Consider the following 20092-nt stretch of genomic DNA (forward strand, 5'->3'; position numbering starts at 1 on the left):
GGACGGGGGACAGACAACCGCTCCAGCCGGGAGGACCCGAAGACGTGGCCGCGACCGAACCAACCACGGTGGCGCCGCCCGCCGCGCACGAAGGCATCCTGCGCCGCCAGTCGCTCCGCGAATCGGCGGCCCGCACCTACGCGCGCTCGCTGCCCATCGTGCCCGTACGGGCCAGGGGCCTGACGATCGAAGGGGCGGACGGGCGGCGCTATCTCGACTGCCTCTCCGGCGCCGGGACACTGGCGCTCGGACACAACCACCCGGTGGTCCTGGAGGCCATCAGGAAGGTCATCGACTCGGGCGCCCCGCTGCACGTCCTCGACCTCGCCACCCCGGTCAAGGACGCCTTCACCACCGAGCTGTTCGCCACGCTGCCGCGAGAACTGGCCGAGGACGCAAGGATCCAGTTCTGCGGCCCGGCCGGCACCGACGCGGTCGAGGCCGCGCTGAAGCTGGTCCGCACGGCCACCGGGCGCACCGGCCTCCTCGCCTTCACCGGCGCCTACCACGGCATGACGGCCGCGGCGCTGGACGCTTCCGGCGGCGCCACGGACGTGCGGGTCACCCGCCTGCCCTACCCGTACGACTACCGCTGCCCCTTCGGCATCGGCGGCGAGCGCGGCGCCGAACTGTCCGCCCGCTGGGCGGAGAACCTCCTCGACGACCCCAAGAGCGGCGTACCCGACCCGGCCGGGATGATCCTCGAACCGGTGCAGGGCGAGGGCGGCGTCATCCCCGCCCCCGACACCTGGCTGCGCCGGATGCGGCAGATCACCGCCGACCGCTCCATCCCGCTGATCGCGGACGAGGTCCAGACCGGTGTCGGCCGCACCGGAGCCTTCTGGGCCGTCGAGCACAGCGGCGTCGTCCCCGATGTGATGGTCATGTCCAAGGCCATCGGCGGCTCCCTCCCGCTGGCCGTCATCGTCTACAAGTCCGCGCTTGACGTCTGGCAGCCCGGCGCCCACGCCGGAACGTTCCGCGGCAACCAGCTCGCCATGGCGGCGGGCGCCGCCACCCTCACCTTCGTACGCGAGAACCGGCTCGCCGAGCGGGCCGCGACCCTCGGCGGCCGCATGCTCGGCCGGCTCCAGGGGCTGGCCGCCACGCACCCCTGCGTCGGCGACGTACGCGGCCGGGGACTGATGCTCGGCGTCGAGCTCGTCGACCCGGACGCCGACGGCCCCCGCGACGGAGCTCCGCCGCCCGCCCCGGCGCTGGCGGCCGCGGTCCAGCGCGCCTGCCTCGACCGCGGCCTCATCGTCGAACTCGGCGGCCGCCACAGCGCCGTCGTCCGCCTGCTGCCACCCCTCACCCTCACCGACGAGCAGGCCGCGGCGGTCCTCGACCGCTTCGCCGACGCCCTGACCGCCGCCCAACGCACCCGGCACCAGCCCCTCACGAGCGACACAGGACCGTCCCGCTGACCGCGAACACCCTCACCAGAAAGCGCCCTCCGTGAACAGCACCCCCGCACCCGAAGCAGCCGACGCAGACGGCCGCCCCACCGCCCCGCACCCGGGTCCCGGCCCCCTGACCCGAGACCCCCGCGTGGCCGAGTCGACGACGGTGCCGCGCCAGCAGCCGGGTGCGTACGCCGAGCGGCGCACCTCCACCGCCGCGGTGCCCGTCGATCACCTCGACGACCCCGACGCGCACCGCGCGGCGGACGCGGCGACCACCGAGAACCTGCTGCGCTGCTGGGTACGGGAGAAGAACCTGGCCGCACCCGCCGAGGCCACCCTGCGCATCCCCCTCGACGCCAGCGGCACCGCCCTCCTCGTGCCCGTCCACTACTGGTCGGCCACCGGCTGGCACCGCTTCGGACCGCCCGCCCTCGAAGGCGCCCCGCGCAACGCCCCACCCGCCGACGCCGCCACGGTCGCCGCCCTGCTGAGCCGTGAAACCCACCGCGCCCCGGGCGCCGCACCGGACCGCGAGCCCGCTCACTCCGAAGGCGCCGACCTGGTGGCCCGGGTCGCCGACTCGGCGCGCCGCACCGCCGAGTTCATCGCCCACCGGCGCCGCCGGCCCACCCCCGTGTCGGAGGCCGACGCGTTCCTCGCCGCCGAGCAGTCGCTGGTGCTCGGCCACCCGCTCCACCCCACGCCCAAGAGCCGCGAGGGGCTCTCCGACGGTGAAGCCCGGCTCTACTCACCGGAGTTGCACGGCTCCTTCCCCCTGCACTGGATGGCCGTGGACCGCTCCGTCCTGGCCGCCGACTCCGCCTGGACCGAACAGGGCCGCCCCCTGCCCGCCGACCGGATCACCGCCCGCCTCGCCGCCGGCCTGCGACTGCCCGACGGCACCGTCGCGTTGCCCGTGCACCCGTGGCAGGCCCGCGAACTGCGCCACCGCCCCCAGGTCGCCGAGCTCCTGGCCGCCGGACTCCTCCACGACCTGGGCCCCCACGGCATCCCCTGGTACCCCACGTCCTCCATCCGCACCGTCCATCAGCCGGGCGCCCCGGCCATGCTCAAGCTGTCGCTCGGCCTGCGCATCACCAACTCCCGCCGCGAGAACCTCCGCAAGGAGCTCCACCGGGGCGTCGAGGTCCACCGGCTGCTGCGCACGGGACTGGCCAAGCAGTGGCGGGCCGCCCACCCCGGATTCGACATCGTCCGGGACCCGGCCTGGCTCGCCGTCGACACCCCCTCCGGCGAGCCCGTCCCGGGGCTCGATGTGATGATCCGCCACAACCCCTTCGGCCCCGGCGACGACGCCGTCTGCATCGCGAGCCTCGCCGCGCCGCGCCCCTGGCCCGGCAGCCCCCGCATGCGGTCGCGCCTCGCCGTCACCGTCTCCCGCCTCGCCGCCCGCACCGGCCGGCCCGCCGGAGCCGTCGCCGCCGAGTGGTTCCTGCGCTACCTGGACCACGTCGTACGCCCGGTGCTCTGGCTGGACGGCACGGCAGGCGTCGCCCTGGAGGCCCACCAGCAGAACACCCTGGTCGTCCTCGACCCCGACGGCTGGCCCACCGGCGGCCGCTACCGAGACAATCAGGGCTACTACTTCCGCGAGTCCCACCGCACGGCCCTGGAGCGCCGGTTGCCCGGTATCGGCTCCGAGAGCGACACCTTCGTCCCGGACGCCGTCACCGACGAGCGCTTCGCCTACTACCTCGGCATCAACAACGTCCTCGGCCTGATCGGGGCCTTCGGCGCCCAGCGCCTCGCCGACGAACGTCTCCTCCTCGCCGCCTTCCGCCAGTTCCTCACCGCCGCCACCGCCCTCGGATCACCACTGCCGCGCCTCCTCCTCGACAGCCCCACCCTGCGCTGCAAGGCCAACCTCCTCACCCGGCTCCACGGCCTGGACGAACTCGTCGGCCCGGTCGACACCCAGTCCGTCTACGTCACCGTCACCAACCCCCTCCACCCCTGAGACCACCGGCACCACCGCCTCCGCAGAGAGGAGCGCCCCATGCCTCCCACCGATGCGACCACCGGCACCGGAATCAGCCCCCGCCCCCCGTCGGACCCCGTCGGCACGGGCACGGAGGACACCCTGGACATGCGGCTGCCGGACGAGCTCATCGCCCTGTTAACGGCGGACGAGCCGATCCCCGCGGCCCAGCCGCGGAACACCCTCGCCGACGGCGATCTCCTCGACGCGGTCGCCGGCTGGGGCGCGGCCCTCACCCCCGCGGGCGTCTTCCGGCTCGTGCCCGTACGCCTCCAGCGCGACCTGCCGCTGATCACTCGCTGGATGAACGACCCCGCCGTCGCCGCCTTCTGGGACCTCGCCGGCCCCGAAGCCGTCACCGCCGCCCACCTGCGCGCCCAACTCGACGGCGACGGCCGCAGCGTGCCCTGTCTCGGCGTCCTGGACGACGCGCCCATCAGCTACTTCGAGATCTACCGCGCCGACCTCGACCCGCTGGCCCGCCACTACCCCGCGCGTCCGCACGACACCGGCGTCCACCTCCTCATCGGAGGCGTCGCCGACCGCGGCCGCGGCCTCGGCACCACCCTCCTGAGGGCCGTCGCCGACCTCGTCCTCGACCACCGCCCCAGCTGCACCCGGGTCATCGCCGAGCCGGATCTGCGCAACACCCCCTCCCTCTCCGCCTTCATGACCGCCGGATTCCGCTTCTGCGCGGAACTCGACCTCCCGGACAAGAGAGCCGCCCTCATGATCCGCGACCGCGCCCTGAGACACCTCCTATGAACGGTCTCCGCCTCCACACCTCCGCCTTACGTACCCCACCCGACCCGCATCGGTCCCACCCCGAGGAGTCCACGTGCCGAAGTCCCCTGCCGTCCCCGACTCCGCGGATTCGTCCGCCCCGGCGCAGGACACCCAGTCGCCGGCCACCCCGCCCGAGCTGACCGCGGAGGCGTGGGACCGCGCCTCGCGCCGCCTCCTCGCCAAGATGATCGGCGAGTTCGCCTACGAGGAGATCGTCGAGCCCACGCCCGCCGGCCCGCCGGCGGCCGCCGGGACACCGGCGTACGACCCGTACGACCCGTACACGCTCCGGCTCGACGACGGCTCCCTGCTCACCTTCACCGCACGCCGCACCGCGTACGGCAGCTGGCGGGTGGCTCCCGACTCGATCGCCTGCGACGGGAAGCCCTTCACGGACCCGCTCGGCTTCCTTGTCCGCGCCCGGAGCCTGCTCGCCATCGACGGCGCCACCCTCGGCCACCTCCTGCGCGAGCTGACCACCACGCTCGCCGCCGACACCCGGCTCGACCACACCGCGCTCGGCGCCGACCAGCTCGCCGAGCTCGGCTACGCGGACCTCGAAGGCCACCAGACCGGCCACCCGTGGATCGTCCTCAACAAGGGCCGCATCGGCTTCTCCGCCGACGACGCGGCCCGCTGGGCACCCGAAGCCCGCAGATCGGCCCGGCTGCCGTGGATCGCCGTCTCCACCGAGCTCGCCGCCTATCGCGGAGTCACCGGACTCGACACCCCCGAGCAGCTCTACGCCCGCGAGCTCGACCCGGACGTCCACGACTCCTTTACCGCCGCGCTCCGCGCCCGGGGCCTCGACCCCGCCGCGTACCTCCTCCTCCCCGTCCATCCCTGGCAGTGGGACGAGGTGGTGCTGCCGCTCTACGCCCCCGCCATCGCCCGCGACCTCATCGTGCCACTCGGCACCGACAACGACCTCCGGCTGCCGCAGCAGTCCATCCGCACCTTCCTCAACACCAGCCGACCCGAGCGGCACACCGTCAAACTGCCGCTCTCCGTCCTCAACACCCTCGTCTGGCGCGGGCTGCCCACCGCCCGCACGCTCGCCGCACCGGCCGTCACCGCCTGGGTCCACACCCTGCGCGACGGCGACCCCTTCCTGCGCGACGAGTGCGGCGTGATCCTCCAGGGCGAGGTCGCCTCCGTCACCGTCGAGCACCCCCTCTACGACCACCTGCCCGAGGTCCCGTACCAGTACAAGGAGCTCCTGGGCGCGATCTGGCGCGAACCCCTGCGACTGCCGCCCGGCGAACGCGCCCGGACCCTCGCGTCCCTGCTGTACACCGACCCCCGCGGCCGCGCCTTCACCGCCGAGCTGGTGACCCGCTCGGGACTCGCCCCCAGGGTCTGGCTGCAGCGCCTCTTCGCCGCCCTGCTGCCGCCCCTGCTGCACTTCCTCCACCGGTACGGGACCGTCTTCTCCCCGCACGGCGAGAACGCCATCGTCGTCTTCGACGACCACGACGTGCCCGTACGGCTCGCGATCAAGGACTTCGTCGACGACATCAACGTCAGCGCCCGGCCCCTGCCGGAGCACGACACCATGCCCGACGACGTACGGGCCACCCTCCTCACCGAGGAGCCCGCGTTCCTGACCCAGTTCATCCACTCCGGTCTCTTCGTCGGGGTGTTCCGCTTCCTGGCGCCGCTGTGCGAGGAGCAACTCGGCGTCGCGGAGAGCGACTTCTGGTCACTCGTACGGGCGGAGATCCTGCGCTACCAGGCCCGCTTCCCGGCGCTGAAGGACCGCTTCGAGCTCTTCGACCTCTTCACGCCGCGCATCGAGCGGCTCTGCCTCAACCGCAACCGGCTGCATCTGGACGGTTACCGTGACCGTCCGCAGCGCCCGCACGCGGCGGTCCACGGCACCGTCCCCAATCCGCTGGCATGATCGCCGTGATCGGATTGTCAGTGCCGCACCGTAGGGTGGACGGGCTATGACGAAGCCATCCCTCCCCGACCTCCTCCACGCCGCCGTCACCGCCGTCGGCGGCGTGGAACGGCCAGGCCAGGTCACCATGGCCGAGGCCGTCGCCCAGGCCATCGACGACGGCTCCCACCTGCTCGTCCAGGCCGGCACCGGCACCGGAAAGTCCCTCGGCTACCTGGTGCCCGCCCTGGCGCACGGGGACCGTGTGGTGGTGGCCACCGCCACCCTGGCCCTCCAGCGGCAGCTGGTCGAGCGCGACCTGCCCCGGACGGTCGACGCGCTGCACCCGCAGCTGCGCCGCCGCCCGGACTTCGCGATGCTCAAGGGCCGCTCGAACTACCTGTGCCTGCACCGCCTGCACGAAGGCGTCCCGCAGGACGACGAAGAGGGTCTGTTCGACGCTTTCGAGGCCGCGGCACCCACCAGCAAGCTCGGCAAGGACCTGCTCCGGCTGCGCGACTGGTCCGACGAGACGGAGACCGGCGACCGGGACGACCTGACGCCCGGCGTCTCGGACCGCGCCTGGGCCCAGGTGTCGGTGTCGTCCCGGGAGTGCCTGTCCGCGTCGAAGTGCGCGTACGGCGCCGAGTGCTTCGCCGAGGCCGCGCGCGAGCGCGCCAAGCTCGCCGATGTCGTGGTCACCAACCACGCCCTGCTCGCCATCGACGCGATCGAGGGCGCCCCCGTGCTCCCTGAGCACGACGTGCTGATCGTCGACGAGGCCCACGAGCTGGTCTCCCGGGTCACCGGCGTCGCCACCGGCGAGCTCACCCCCGGCCAGGTCAACCGCGCGGTGCGGCGGGCCGCCAAGCTGGTCAACGAGAAGGTCGCCGATCAGCTCCAGACCGCCGCGGAGGGCTTCGAGCGGCTCATGGAGCTGGCCCTGCCGGGGCGCCTGGAGGAGATCCCGGAGGACCTCGGGTACGCGCTGATGGCGCTGCGCGACGCCGCCAGGGCCGTCATCTCGGCGCTGGGCTCGACGCGCGACAAGTCGGTGCAGGACGAGGACGCGGTGCGCAGGCAGGCGCTCGCCTCCGTCGAGACCGTGCACGACGTGGCCGAGCGGATCACCCAGGGCTCCGAGTACGACGTCGTCTGGTACGAGCGCCATGACCGCTTCGGCGCCTCCCTGCGCGTCGCGCCGCTCTCCGTGTCCGGGCTGCTGCGCGAGAAGCTGTTCGCCGACCGGTCGGTGGTCCTCACCTCCGCCACGCTGAAGCTGGGCGGGGACTTCAACGGGGTGGGAGCCTCGCTGGGCCTGGCCCCGGAGGGCACCGAGGGCGACGACGTACCGGTCTGGAAGGGCATCGACGTCGGTTCGCCGTTCGACTATCCGAAGCAGGGCATCCTGTACGTCGCACGGCATCTGGCCACTCCGGGCCGCGAGGGCAGCCGTACGGACATGCTGGACGAGCTCGCGGAGCTGGTGGAGGCCGCCGGCGGCCGTACGCTCGGCCTGTTCTCCTCCATGCGGGCCGCCCAGGCCGCCGCCGAGGAGCTGCGCGGGAGGCTCGACAAGCCGATCCTGCTCCAGGGCGAGGACACCCTGGGCGAACTGATCAAGAACTTCGCGGGGGACGCCGAGACCTGCCTGTTCGGCACGCTGTCGCTGTGGCAGGGCGTCGATGTGCCGGGCCCGAACTGCCAGCTGGTGGTGATGGACCGGATTCCGTTCCCGCGCCCCGACGATCCGCTGATGAGCGCGCGGCAGAAGGCGGTGGAGGAGGCCGGGGGCAATGGCTTCATGGCCGTCGCGGCGACGCACGCCGCCCTGCTGATGGCGCAGGGAGCGGGGCGCCTGGTGCGCGCCACGGGGGACCGGGGTGTCGTGGCCGTCCTGGACCCGCGCCTGGCCACCGCCCGGTACGGCAGCTACCTGCGGGCCTCCCTGCCCGACTTCTGGTACACGACCGACCGCAATCAGGTGCGGCGCTCGCTCGCCGCGATCGACGCGGCGGCGAAGGCCCCGGGGGCTTAGCCCTCGATGGGCGTGTGACACGGGCGGGCGCGTGACACGGGCGTGTGACATGGGAGGACCCCGGGACCGGCGCAGTGGGTCCCGGGGTCGATCAGGGGTCGGCGGGGGAGGGGTCAGACCCGCCGCAGCACCGCTACCACCTTGCCGAGGATCGTAGCCTCGTCGCCGGGGATCGGCTGGTACGCCGCATTGTGCGGGAGCAGCCAGACGTGGCCGTCCTCGCGCTTGAACCGCTTCACGGTGGCCTCACCGTCCAGCATGGCGGCGACGATGTCGCCGTTCTCCGCGACGGGCTGGCGGCGCACGGTCACCCAGTCGCCGTCGCAGATGGCGGCCTCGATCATGGAGTCGCCGACGACCTTCAGGACGAAGAGCTCTCCGTCGCCGACGAGCTGGCGGGGCAGGGGGAAGACGTCCTCGACCGACTCCTCCGCCAGGATGGGGCCGCCGGCCGCGATCCGGCCGACCAGCGGGACGTACGACGCGGCGGGCTTGCCGGTGGTGTCCGTCGGCTGGGTGCTGGGCTGGTCGGAGCCGCGGACCTCGTACGCCCTCGGCCGGTGGGGGTCGCGGCGGAGGAATCCCTTGCGCTCCAGTGCCATCAGCTGGTGGGCGACGGAGGAGGTGCTGGACAGCCCCACGGCCTGGCCGATCTCACGCATGGACGGCGGGTAGCCTCGCCGCTGCACGGAGTCCCGGATCACCTCGATGACGCGGCGCTGCCGGTCCGTGAGTCCGGAGCTGTCCGCCCGGATGCCGGGAGGTCGCCCGGGAAGGGAGCGCGTGGGCGGCTTGACGCCCTCCGCGTTCGTCGTCGCTTCATTCATGGCATGTACCGGCTCAAGTCGGCTCTGGGAGCGGTCCTGGGCAGTGATGGTGGCACTGTCTGCGGTGGTGGTCACGTCGGCCCCTCTCGAATGTTCTCCCTAGCCGGACAACGGTAGTGGCTTTCGAAAGGTTGCGCCAAACACACGTTCGAGTGAAAAATCGCGGAATGGCTTACGTGTACGTGTGACTAGGTGTATGTGCGACGCTTCCCGGAATTCGCTGCGGTGGCAATTTCGGGTCATGACGCTAGCCTCCGCCACCGTCGCCCGGTGGGGCGGGGTAGGCCGGGGCGCCAGTCTGCCATCCCGCCGCCCCCGGGTCGGAGGCGCCGCGCCCGTCCCGTAGGCTCGTGCCCGCCGCCGTGCCCCCCGCCCGCCCTCGCGCGCCGCGGGGGTGTGCCGTCGTCGGTGTCCGTCGTCGGTAGGGTGCCGGCATCCGCGTTCGTCCGTACCCCGGAACAGGGGCTCGGAGTCATGCCCGCGGCGCCCCCGGACGGGCTTTCCCGCGGGGGTTGCCGCCCTGGTGCCGCGCTGGCCTCGGGGTACTGCGGACCGTGTCCGAGCCGCGACACGCGGCTGGTGGCGATTGGCCGCCAGACCCTAGATCTAGTGGTTGTATGTCCTCGGCCGCCCAAGTGTTGTGGTCCCCCGGTCTTCCGGGGGTGTGGCGATCGCCTATGCTTATGGCTGCTTCGAGGGGCCTGACGGGCCCCGGCGAGGCTATTCAGTCGTGCTGTGAAGGAGGGTTGGGAGCCATGCACTGCCCCTTCTGCAGGCACCCCGACAGCCGCGTCGTCGACAGTCGCACCACCGACGACGGGACCTCCATCCGGCGCCGCCGCCAGTGCCCCGACTGCTCCCGCCGTTTCACCACGGTGGAGACGTGCTCGCTGATGGTGATCAAGCGCAGTGGGGTCACCGAGCCCTTCAGCCGCACCAAGGTCATCAACGGCGTACGGAAGGCATGCCAGGGGCGGCCCGTCACCGAGGACGCCCTCGCCCAGCTCGGCCAGCGGGTCGAGGAGGCGGTGCGTGCCACCGGCAGCGCGGAGCTGACCACACACGACGTCGGACTGGCCATACTCGGCCCGCTGCAGGAGCTCGACCTCGTCGCGTACCTGCGCTTCGCGTCCGTGTACCGGGCGTTCGACTCGCTCGAAGACTTCGAGGCGGCCATCGCGGAGCTCCGCGACGGGCGGCCACCCGCGGAAGGGCGCGGGCCCGGTGCGACCCCAGAGGTCCCGGTGCCCGCGACCGCCGCCGACTGATCGAGCCGTCCGGCGATCGACAGTGATCGTCGGCGACCGGCAGTGATCGCAAAAGACCTGTCACGGGCGCTGTGCGCGGCGTTCGCGACACCAGACACAAACTGTGCCTCGGGAAGATCTGGGCACTTCAGGGCGTTTTTGCCCACATATGGGAGGCGGCATGACAGAGACGACGAGCGGCCCGGCACGAGGCGCCCGCGCCAAGGGAGCCAAGGTGAACAAGGGCCTGCGTATCGAGCGCATCCACACGACCCCCGGCGTGCACCCGTACGACGAGGTGGTCTGGGAGCGTCGTGACGTCGTCATGACCAACTGGCGCGACGGCTCGGTCAATTTCGAGCAGCGTGGCGTCGAGTTCCCCGACTTCTGGTCGGTGAACGCGGTCAACATCGTCACCAGCAAGTACTTCCGCGGAGCCGTCGGCACCCCGCAGCGGGAGACCAGCCTCAAGCAGCTGATCGACCGCATCGTGAAGACGTACCGCAAGGCCGGTGAGGAGTACAGCTACTTCTCCTCGCCCGCCGACGCCGAGATCTTCGAGCACGAGCTCGCCTACGCCCTCCTGCACCAGATCTTCAGCTTCAACTCCCCGGTGTGGTTCAACGTCGGCACGCCGCAGCCCCAGCAGGTCTCCGCCTGCTTCATCCTGTCCGTCGACGACTCCATGGAGTCGATCCTCGACTGGTACAAGGAAGAGGGCATGATCTTCAAGGGCGGCTCCGGTGCCGGCCTGAACCTCTCCCGCATCCGCTCCTCCAAGGAGCTCCTCTCCTCCGGCGGCAACGCCTCCGGCCCCGTCTCCTTCATGCGCGGCGCCGACGCCTCCGCCGGAACGATCAAGTCCGGTGGCGCCACCCGCCGCGCCGCCAAGATGGTCATCCTCGACGTCGACCACCCCGACATCGAGGACTTCATCGAGACCAAGGTGAAGGAAGAGGAGAAGATCCGCGCCCTGCGCGACGCGGGCTTCGACATGGACCTGGGCGGCGACGACATCACGTCCGTCCAGTACCAGAACGCCAACAACTCCGTCCGCGTGAACGACGAGTTCATGAAGGCCGTGGAGTCCGGCGGCAAGTTCGGCCTGCGCGCCCGCATGACCGGCGAGGTCATCGAGGAGGTCGACGCCAAGGCGCTCTTCCGCAAGATGGCCGAGGCCGCCTGGGCCTGCGCCGACCCCGGCATCCAGTACGACGACACGATCAACCACTGGCACACCTGCCCGGAGTCCGGCCGCATCAACGGCTCGAACCCCTGCAGCGAGTACATGCACCTGGACAACACCTCGTGCAACCTCGCCTCGCTGAACCTGATGAAGTTCCTCAAGGACGACGGCAAGGGCAACCAGTCCTTCGAGTCCGAGCGCTTCGCCAAGGTCGTCGAGCTCGTCATCACCGCGATGGACATCTCCATCTGCTTCGCCGACTTCCCGACCGAGAAGATCGGCGAGAACACCCGCGCCTTCCGCCAGCTGGGCATCGGCTACGCCAACCTCGGCGCCCTGCTGATGGCGACGGGCCACGCGTACGACTCCGACGGCGGCCGCGCGCTCGCCGGCGCCATCACCTCCCTGATGACGGCCACCTCCTACCGCCGCTCCGCCGAGCTGGCCGCGGTCGTGGGCCCGTACGACGGCTACGCCCTCAACGCCGAGCCGCACAAGCGCGTCATGAAGCAGCACTCCGACGCCAACGCCACGGCCGTCCGCGTGGACGACCTGGACACGCCGATCTGGGCCGCGGCGACCGAGGCCTGGCAGGACGTCCTCCGCCTCGGTGAGAAGAACGGTTTCCGTAACTCCCAGGCGTCCGTCATCGCCCCGACCGGCACCATCGGTCTGGCGATGTCCTGCGACACCACCGGCCTCGAGCCCGACCTCGCCCTGGTCAAGTTCAAGAAGCTGGTCGGCGGCGGCTCGATGCAGATCGTCAACGGCACGGTCCCGCAGGCCCTGCGCCGCCTGGGCTACCAGGAGGAGCAGATCGAGGCGATCGTCGCCCACATCGCCGAGCACGGCAATGTGATCGACGCCCCCGGCCTCAAGCAGGAGCACTACGAGGTCTTCGACTGCGCCATGGGCGAGCGCTCCATCTCCGCGATGGGCCACGTCCGCATGATGGCCGCGATCCAGCCCTGGATCTCCGGCGCCCTGTCCAAGACGGTCAACCTGCCGGAGACGGCGACCGTCGAGGACGTCGAAGAGGTGTACTTCGAGGCGTGGAAGATGGGCGTCAAGGCGCTCGCGATCTACCGCGACAACTGCAAGGTCGGCCAGCCCCTCTCCGCCAAGAAGAAGGAGCAGGAGAAGGCCGAGGTCACCGAGAAGGCCGAGGAGACGATCCGCGCCGCGGTCGAGAAGGTGGTCGAGTACCGCCCCGTCCGCAAGCGTCTCCCCAAGGGCCGCCCCGGCATCACCACCTCCTTCACGGTGGGCGGCGCCGAGGGCTACATGACCGCCAACTCCTACCCGGACGACGGTCTCGGTGAGGTCTTCCTGAAGATGTCCAAGCAGGGTTCGACGCTCGCGGGCATGATGGACGCCTTCTCCATCGCCGTCTCGGTGGGTCTGCAGTACGGCGTGCCCCTGGAGACGTACGTCTCGAAGTTCACCAACATGCGCTTCGAGCCGGCCGGCATGACGGACGACCCGGACGTGCGGATGGCGCAGTCGATCGTCGACTACATCTTCCGCCGCCTGGCGCTGGACTTCCTGCCCTTCGAGACCCGCTCGGCGCTCGGCATCCACTCGGCCGAGGAGCGCCAGCGCCACCTGGAGACCGGTTCGTACGAGCAGTCCGTCGACGATGTCGAGGTGGACGTCGAGGGCCTCGCCCAGTCCGCCCCGCGCCAGCAGGAGGCGCCGAAGACGGTGGCCGCGACCGGCACGAAGGCGGAGGTTCCGGCTCCGAAGCAGGCGCACACCTCGGCGGAGCTCGTCGAGATGCAGCTCGGCATCAGCGCGGACGCGCCGCTCTGCTTCTCCTGCGGTACGAAGATGCAGCGGGCCGGCTCCTGCTACATCTGCGAGGGCTGCGGCTCCACCAGCGGTTGCAGCTGATCCTTGGGAAGGGAGGGGTGCCGGCCGCGGGCCGCGCCCCTCCCTTCCGCTATCCCCGGGAATCCTTTACGACGTCTGGGCGCCCATCAGCCCGGTGAAGGACTCCGGATCGGTGTCGAAGCCGCGCAGCGTACGGCGGTACTCCCAGGCGCCCGACTCCTCGCGCACGAATTCGGCGACGGTCGCGGCGGTCGCCTCCCGGACGTCCTGGAAATCGTGGCTGTCCAGTTCCCGGTAGCCCTGTCGCACCGCCACCCGGGTGCCCGTCACATCGCCGAACGCGCACCGTCCGCCACCCTGCTGTATGGCCACACCGACCACCACGCGCCCGTACGTCGCGGCGAGGCGGTACAGCTCCAGCGTCATCACCTCGTCGGCCCCGAAGCCCTGGCCGTTGCGGCTCTCCCGCTGAAGCGTGATGGTGCCGTCCGGGGAGCGGCTCCCGAAGTGCACCAGATAGACCGGCTCGCCATAGGGAGCGTCCGCCCCGTAGACCGCGGCGATGATGTCGAGATCGTTGTCGGGAGCGCCGGCGGGGCTCGGGTCCCACTTGAGCGTGATCTCGGCCTTGTCGATCCCCTTGTTGACGCTGTTCACCGGGTTCCCCTCTCTCGTACGGTCGGACCAACTCCTGGTGGCCCTCGGGTCCTTCGGCATGCTGACATGGTGTCACGGGCCTCGCCCCGGCGGACGCCGGACAACGGCCCGGGTGGGGCGGCCGGGTACGCGGAGCGTGACCCACGCCACGTCGCCCCGCCGTACGATGGCGCGGTGCTGGTCAAGTGGATTCGCTGCACCGTGGTGGACCGTCGTGGGTTCGAGCGGGGACAGCGGAAATGGGCGGGGCTGCTGGGTGAGCCGGGATTCCGGGGGCAGGGCGGCGGATGGAGCCGGGCACGGCCCGGTGTGGCGCACGTCTTCGCCTTCTGGGAGAGCCGTGCGTTCTACGACTCCTTCATGGCGCGCTCGTACGACCGGCTGGCCGCCGCGCAGTCGGGCACGTACAAGGACATGCAGGTGAAGTTGTTCGACTACCGCTTCGACGTGAAGACGGGGTTCGAGCCGCGGTTCACGGACGCCGACGTCGTCCGGGTCGCGCACAGCAGGGTCCGCGCGGAGCGGGTCGAGCACTTCGCGCTGATGCAGGAGAAGGTGTGGAACCCGGCGATGGCCGGATCTCCCGGGATGCTGCGCGGGCTGTTCGGGGAGGCGCCCGGCAACGAGTTCCTGGTGCTGTCGATGTGGCGGTCGGCGGCCGAGCACGGCAAGTACCGCACGGAGCGGGTGGAACGGCTCGCGCTGCGCGCGCAGATCGAGGCGGACGTGGCGGCGCTGACGGGGGACGTCGTGGACCTGGAAGCCGCCTGGACGGTGTGACGCGAGGGGCTGGACGGGCGGGTGGGCGCTCGCGTGGCCCGGGGGGCGTGACGGCGTACCGGATAGAGTGGCAGTGCGATGACCGCTGACTCCTCTCTCGACCGGCGCTTCGAACGCGCCCTGGCCAGCCTGCGCGGACTGGCCGTGGGAGACGCCCTGGGCTCCCAGTTCTTCGTCCCCGCCCACTACCCCCTGCTGAAGCGGCGCGAGCTGCCGCCGGAGCCCTGGCAGTGGACCGACGACACCGAGATGGCCTGCTCCGTGCTCGCCGTGCTCGCGGAGCACGGCCGTATCGACCAGGACGCCCTCGCCCGCTCCTTCGCCGACCACCACGACTTCGACCGCGGCTACGGCCCCGCCGTCAACCGGATGCTCCGGCTGATCCGCGAGGGCGGCGACTGGCGGGAACTGGCCGCCGCTCTCTTCAAGGGCCAGGGCTCGTGGGGCAACGGCGCCGCCATGCGCATCGCCCCGCTCGGGGCCTGGTACGCCGACGACCCGGAGCAGGCCACGCACCAGGCCGAGATCTCCTCGTACACCACGCACCAGCACCGCGAGGCCGTGGTGGGCTGCATGGCCGTGGCGGCCGCCGCCGCGCTCGCCGCCGCTCCGGACGGGCCGCCCAAGCCCGAGGAGCTCCTCGACGGCGTCATCGCGCTGGTGCCGCGCAGCGCCGTGGGCGCCGGGCTGCGCCGGGCCCGGGACATGCTGGACTACGGCGACGCCGGGACGGTCGCGGCGGTGCTCGGATGCGGACGGCGTACGAGCGCGCACGACACGGTGCCGTTCGCGCTGTGGTCGGCGGCCCGCGCCCTCGGTGACTTCGAACGCGCCTTCTGGACGACCGCGCAGGTGGGCGGCGACGTCGACACGACCTGCGCCATCGCCGGGGGAGTGGTGGCCGCCGCCGAGGGCGGGGCGCCGCCCGCGCGGTGGCTGGAGCGCACGGAGGCACTGCCCGGCTGGCTGCCCACGGGACCGGCCCGCTGAGCCGCGCCCCCTCTCGTCCGTACGTATGTCACGGTCCTGCCACAGCACGCGTTCGGCTCGTGGCGGGCGCCGCACCGAGGGCTACTCTTTCGGCCACGCCGTCGCGTTGATCATGACAAGCGCGCGCTGGGGGAGGGGCCCGTGACAGACACGCCATCGCCATCCGCATCGCCATCTCCACCACCGGCACCGCCGTCCCGGTCGAGAGCGGAGGCCGGCGGCCCGGAGTTCGCGCCCGGGGCGCTGCGCGACCCCTGGCGGCGGCCCCCGGCGGTCCGGCCGGAGACCTGGTTCACGCGCATACGCCCCAAGCCGCCGGGCCCCGTGCCGACGGCCACGCTCTGGGGCGTCCTCGCCACGGCGCTGCTCAGCGCCCTGCTGTTCGGTGACGGACTCGGCCTGAACCTGATCCTGGTGGCGATACCGGCGACCCTCGCCGCGTACGCCGCCGCACGGGCGGCCGGGCGCCGGGCCCGCCCCTGGACGCTGGCCTGGGGCGTCGGGGGCCTGGCCCTGCTCACGATCCCCGCCCTGCGCGACGCGGGCTGGCCCACCTTCCTCGCCCTCGTCGGCGCCGTGGGCCTCGCCTCCCTCGCGCTGCACGGCGGCCGCACCTGGCGGGCCGTCGTCCTCGGGCCGATCGGGCTGTTCGAGTCCGTCGGCTCGGGCATCGGCTGGGGCCTGCGCGGGCTGCGCGAGATGCTGGACGGTTCGCGGGGCCGCGCGGCGGTCGTGCTGCGGACGACCGCGGTGGCGGTGGGGCTTCTGGTCGTGTTCGGGGCGCTGTTCGCCGGGGCCGACGCGGCCTTCGCCGATCTGCTCGGCGCGCTGATGCCGGACTTCGACTCGGTCGCCGACGGGCCCGCGCGCGTCGCCTTCTTCGCGGTCGGTCTCCTGGGCGCGCTCGCCGCCGCGCGCACGGCGGCCGCCCCGCTGCGCTGGGACCGCCTCGAACCCCGCCCCGGCCGGCCGCGCGGCCGCATGGAATGGGCGCTTCCACTGATCGTGCTCAATCTGCTGTTCGCCGCCTTCAACGCCGTCCAGCTCGCCGTCCTCTTCGGCGGGTACGAGAAGGTGCTCAGCGAGACGGGCCTGAGCTACGCCGAGTACGCGCGCCAGGGCTTCTGGCAGCTGCTGTGGGCCACGCTCCTCACGCTCGCCGTGATCGGGCTCGCGCTGCGCTGGGCACCGCGCGGCGGCGTCCGCGACCGCACCCTGGTCCGGGCCGTGCTGGGCACCCTGTGCCTGCTCACCCTCGTCGTGGTCGCCTCCGCCCTGCGCCGGATGGACCTCTACGTCGACGCGTACGGGCTGACGCGGCTGAGGATCTCGGTGGCCGCCATGGAGCTGTGGCTGGGCCTCGTGATCGTCCTGATCATGGCCGCCGGCGTCCTCGGCGCGCGCCGGCTGCCGCTGCCCCGCGCCGTCGCCGCCAGTGCCGCCGCGGGGGTGCTCGCCTTCGGCCTGATGTCGCCGGACGCGCGGGTGGCGGAGCAGAACGTCCAGCGCTACGAGCGCACGCAGAAGATCGACATCGGGTACCTGGACGGGCTGTCCGCCGACGCCGTACCCGCCCTCGACCGGTTGCCCGAACCGCTGCGCTCCTGCGCTCTCAGGAACATCGCGGACGATCTGGGGGCGCGGGACACGCCCTGGTACGCGACGAGTTGGGGCGAGCGCCGGGCCCGGGACATCCTCGCCGAGCGGGGGATCTCGACGGACGGGTACTTCTGCACGCCCGGCGACGGCCGGTACGGCGGGGTCGATCCGTACGATTCGCGCGACCCGTTCGGCTCGTCGGAACCGTACGTTCCGCAGGGCGGATGAGCGGGAGCGGCCCCGGGGCCGGTGCTTCACGAATGCGACAACATGATCACGGAAGGTGCTCGTGCACCGCGGAATCGAGGAATTCCGGCCACGGTGACGTACCGGTCGCAAGTATGCGCCAGTGAAGGGGCGGACGCCGATAGCGAGCAGGCGGCCGACCGTTCCACGGCGCGTGCCATGAGGCCGCCGGGGAGGCCCCCGGACGTCTGATCGCAATCCGGGTGTTGCGGGCGGGGGTGGGCGGCGTAACCTATCTGGCGCCATGCCGTACGAACCACCCACCCACACCGTCGAGCGCTCGCTCCGAGCGACAACCGGCGCCAAGATCATTGCCGGAGTCGACGAGGTCGGACGCGGGGCGTGGGCCGGGCCCGTCACCGTCTGCGCGGCCGTCACCGGCCTGCGACGGCCCCCCGTCGGCCTCACCGACTCCAAGCTCATCACCCCCAAGCGCCGTGGCGAACTGGCCCTGGAGCTGGAGCAGTGGGTCACCTCGTACGCGCTCGGTCACGCCTCCCCGGAGGAGATCGACGAGCTCGGGATGACCGCGGCGCTGCGGCTCGCCGCCGTACGCGCTCTGGACGGGCTGCCCGTGCGGCCCGACGCGGTGATCCTGGACGGCAAGCACGACTACCTCGGGCAGCCCTGGCGGGTCCGTACGGTGATCAAGGGGGATCAATCCTGTGTCGCGGTCGCGGCGGCCTCGGTGATCGCCAAGGTGCGGCGGGACGCGATGATGGCCGAACTGGAGGCCGAGTCCGGGCGGTACGCGGCGTTCGAGTTCGCCGCCAACGCCGGCTATCCGTCGCCGGTCCACAAGGCGGCCCTGCGGGAGTGGGGGCCCACGCCCCACCACCGCATGACCTGGGCGTACCTGGACGCGCTGCCTCAGTGGCGGCACCTCAAGAAGATCCGTGTCCCGGCGGAGACCGCCGCCCTGGAAAGCGGGGGCCAGCTGGGCTTCGACTTCTGACCCCTTCCGCAGCGCCCCGCCGAACAGCCGGGACGCGTGTATACGCCACCCGCCGGTGCCCCTCGCACCGGCGTTTGATAGACATCCACTTATGCCTCTCATCCCCGAGGAGCCTCAGATTCACGAGAGTGCCCAGGGTCCCCGCGCCACTCCGGCCGCCGGCCGCCCCGCGCCGACCCCCCGTCCCGTACCCGGTCCGCGTACCGCGGCCTCACCGCGACCCGGTCGTCCGGGTCCCGCCCCGGCCCGGCCCACGCCCCCGGTGCCACGCCCGCACACCGGGCAGGAGAATCGTTCCGCGTCGCAGACGCGGCCGCAGATCCAGCTGATCCCCGCCCCGGCGGCCGGCGCGCTCGACGCCGCCGAGGAGGCCGTGGACCTGCTGCTGGAGACCGGGCGGGCACCAGGCGACATCCTGGTGCTCACGACCGGCGAGCCGCACCCGTGGGCGACGCACGAGCTGTCCTTCGGCGACGCCGCCTACTGGGCCCAGCACGACGCCCGCGACGACGTGTTCTTCGCGGACGCGGCCGCCGTGGAGCGCGCCGCGCAGCGGCCCGTGGTCGTCGTCGCGGTCAACGGCGGCGACGACGAGGCGGCCGCCCGGGCGCTGCCCGCCGCGCTGAAGCGGGCCGGCGCGCTGCTGATCGTCTGCGGCGACCCGCAGCGCATCAACTCCGTGCTGGGCGCGGCGGCCTGACACCCCGACGAGCGGCCGAGGGCCTGCCTCTGGAGGCAGGCCTGAGGTCGTGTCCGCAAGGTCCCGTCTGCCCGCCGGGCGGACGACGCTCCTTTGCGGACGCTCCCTAACGGGCCGCCGTACGGCGCAGGGGTTCCGCCGCGCCGCCGGCCGTGCGCGGCATCGGGCGTTCCTCGTCGGCCGAGCTGTCGGCGAGGTCGCCGGGGGTCGACAGGGAGTGCGGGCGCCGGCCCCCGCGGCCCTCGCCGAGCACGTGCCAGCCGCCCCTGGTGAGCGTGATGTACGCGCCGCAGCGCAGGCCGTGCAGCGTGCACGCGTCCCGCAGGCCCCACATCCAGGCGCCGTCCTCCTCCGTCCAGCGCTCGTCGCCCTCGCGGCAGTAGAGCAGGACGGCCGTCCGCACGGGGGTGCGGCGCCGCAGGTCGTGCGGGATGACCCGGCGCAGGTGGGCGAGGAGCGCGTTGCGGAACTCCCAGCCGTCCGCGGCGACCGGGCGGCGGGTGAACGAGGCGCTGGCGGTGAGCCGTTCCTCGTGGTCGAGGACGGCGACCACGGCGGTCGCCGGCGTCGGCCGGTGGCGCGCGTGCAGGCCGCTGACGACCTCGCGCGGATTGCGCAGCAGCGGAATCCCCGCCGCCGCCCACTCGGCCGGTTCGAGCATCCGGGCGAGGCGGCTGGGGGAGTCGGCGGGGGCGGTGAGCGAGGTGGCTGCGGACGGAGCGAATCCGAAGGTCACGGTCCTCCCTTCGCATACGCGCCCACAGTGCGGGCAGGGTGAGTGAGGGCGCACCGTGGCGCAGCCCTGCAGCCCCTCCGAACCGCGGCGGGCCGTGCGGGGGGCGGATTCCAATTCTTGCGGGCGCAACGGGCAAGCGGCAACGAGCAATTGAGGACGCCGCCTGGTATGGGCGGGTATGACACTCATATCCTGCCCAGTTGATCCCCCGATGACGCGTCAGTT

At 72.4% G+C, this 20092-nt stretch carries 15 protein-coding genes; 12 read left to right on the forward strand and 3 right to left on the reverse strand.

What is annotated here, in order from left to right; all coding sequences use genetic code 11:
• The first annotated feature begins 44 nt into the window (after positions 1-44).
• From ABZX67_RS09945 to ABZX67_RS09965, 5 genes are all read left to right on the forward strand, one after another.
• On the forward strand, positions 45-1427 hold the full coding sequence (locus ABZX67_RS09945; protein WP_355356774.1) for a diaminobutyrate--2-oxoglutarate transaminase family protein: 1383 nt from the start codon (positions 45-47) through the stop codon (positions 1425-1427).
• Between the two features lie 31 nt (positions 1428-1458).
• Positions 1459-3384: an IucA/IucC family protein gene (locus tag ABZX67_RS09950; protein WP_355356776.1), complete on the forward strand. Its 1926-nt coding sequence runs from the start codon at positions 1459-1461 to the stop codon at positions 3382-3384.
• A gap of 39 nt (positions 3385-3423) precedes the next feature.
• Positions 3424-4170, forward strand: a complete 747-nt coding sequence (locus tag ABZX67_RS09955; RefSeq protein ID WP_355356778.1) for a GNAT family N-acetyltransferase — start codon at positions 3424-3426, stop codon at positions 4168-4170.
• Positions 4171-4243: 73 nt separating this feature from the next.
• Entirely contained in the window at positions 4244-6094 is a 1851-nt protein-coding gene (locus ABZX67_RS09960; protein WP_355356780.1) for an IucA/IucC family siderophore biosynthesis protein, read from the forward strand.
• Positions 6095-6140: 46 nt separating this feature from the next.
• The gene (locus ABZX67_RS09965; protein WP_355356782.1) at positions 6141-8111 is read left to right on the forward strand and encodes an ATP-dependent DNA helicase; all 1971 of its coding nucleotides are present in this window, start codon (positions 6141-6143) and stop codon (positions 8109-8111) included.
• A 113-nt stretch (positions 8112-8224) separates the two neighbouring features.
• On the opposite strand, the gene lexA is transcribed toward ABZX67_RS09965, so the two are convergent.
• On the reverse strand, positions 8225-9013 hold the full coding sequence (gene lexA / locus ABZX67_RS09970) for a transcriptional repressor LexA (protein ID WP_355356784.1): 789 nt from the start codon (positions 9011-9013) through the stop codon (positions 8225-8227).
• Positions 9014-9693: 680 nt separating this feature from the next.
• Here lexA and nrdR point away from each other — a divergent pair.
• Positions 9694-10206 carry a transcriptional regulator NrdR gene (gene nrdR / locus ABZX67_RS09975; protein WP_355356786.1) on the forward strand — a complete coding sequence of 171 codons (513 nt, stop codon included), beginning with the start codon at positions 9694-9696 and terminating at the stop codon, positions 10204-10206.
• A gap of 160 nt (positions 10207-10366) precedes the next feature.
• Positions 10367-13264, forward strand: coding sequence for a vitamin B12-dependent ribonucleotide reductase (locus tag ABZX67_RS09980; RefSeq protein WP_355356788.1), 2898 nt, complete (start codon positions 10367-10369; stop codon positions 13262-13264).
• A 66-nt stretch (positions 13265-13330) separates the two neighbouring features.
• Here the strand turns inward: ABZX67_RS09980 and ABZX67_RS09985 are convergent, their stop codons facing one another.
• A complete protein-coding gene (locus tag ABZX67_RS09985; RefSeq protein WP_355356790.1) occupies positions 13331-13861 on the reverse strand; it encodes a TerD family protein in 531 nt (176 codons plus the stop codon).
• A gap of 174 nt (positions 13862-14035) precedes the next feature.
• On the opposite strand from ABZX67_RS09985, the gene ABZX67_RS09990 reads away from it, so the two are divergent.
• From ABZX67_RS09990 to ABZX67_RS10010, 5 genes are all read left to right on the forward strand, one after another.
• Positions 14036-14641: a YdbC family protein gene (locus tag ABZX67_RS09990; RefSeq protein WP_355356792.1), complete on the forward strand. Its 606-nt coding sequence runs from the start codon at positions 14036-14038 to the stop codon at positions 14639-14641.
• A gap of 78 nt (positions 14642-14719) precedes the next feature.
• Entirely contained in the window at positions 14720-15631 is a 912-nt protein-coding gene (locus ABZX67_RS09995; RefSeq protein ID WP_355356794.1) for an ADP-ribosylglycohydrolase family protein, read from the forward strand.
• Between the two features lie 300 nt (positions 15632-15931).
• A complete protein-coding gene (locus tag ABZX67_RS10000) occupies positions 15932-17458 on the forward strand; it encodes a DUF4173 domain-containing protein (RefSeq protein WP_355356959.1) in 1527 nt (508 codons plus the stop codon).
• Between the two features lie 262 nt (positions 17459-17720).
• Positions 17721-18431, forward strand: a complete 711-nt coding sequence (locus ABZX67_RS10005) for a ribonuclease HII (RefSeq protein ID WP_355356796.1) — start codon at positions 17721-17723, stop codon at positions 18429-18431.
• A 91-nt stretch (positions 18432-18522) separates the two neighbouring features.
• Positions 18523-19131, forward strand: coding sequence for a hypothetical protein (locus tag ABZX67_RS10010; protein ID WP_355356798.1), 609 nt, complete (start codon positions 18523-18525; stop codon positions 19129-19131).
• A gap of 106 nt (positions 19132-19237) precedes the next feature.
• Here the strand turns inward: ABZX67_RS10010 and ABZX67_RS10015 are convergent, their stop codons facing one another.
• The gene (locus ABZX67_RS10015; protein WP_355356800.1) at positions 19238-19867 is read right to left on the reverse strand and encodes a hypothetical protein; all 630 of its coding nucleotides are present in this window, start codon (positions 19865-19867) and stop codon (positions 19238-19240) included.
• Positions 19868-20092: the final 225 nt, after the last annotated feature.

The organism is Streptomyces sp. NPDC003036, assembly GCF_040611175.1.
GTDB lineage: Bacteria > Actinomycetota > Actinomycetes > Streptomycetales > Streptomycetaceae > Streptomyces.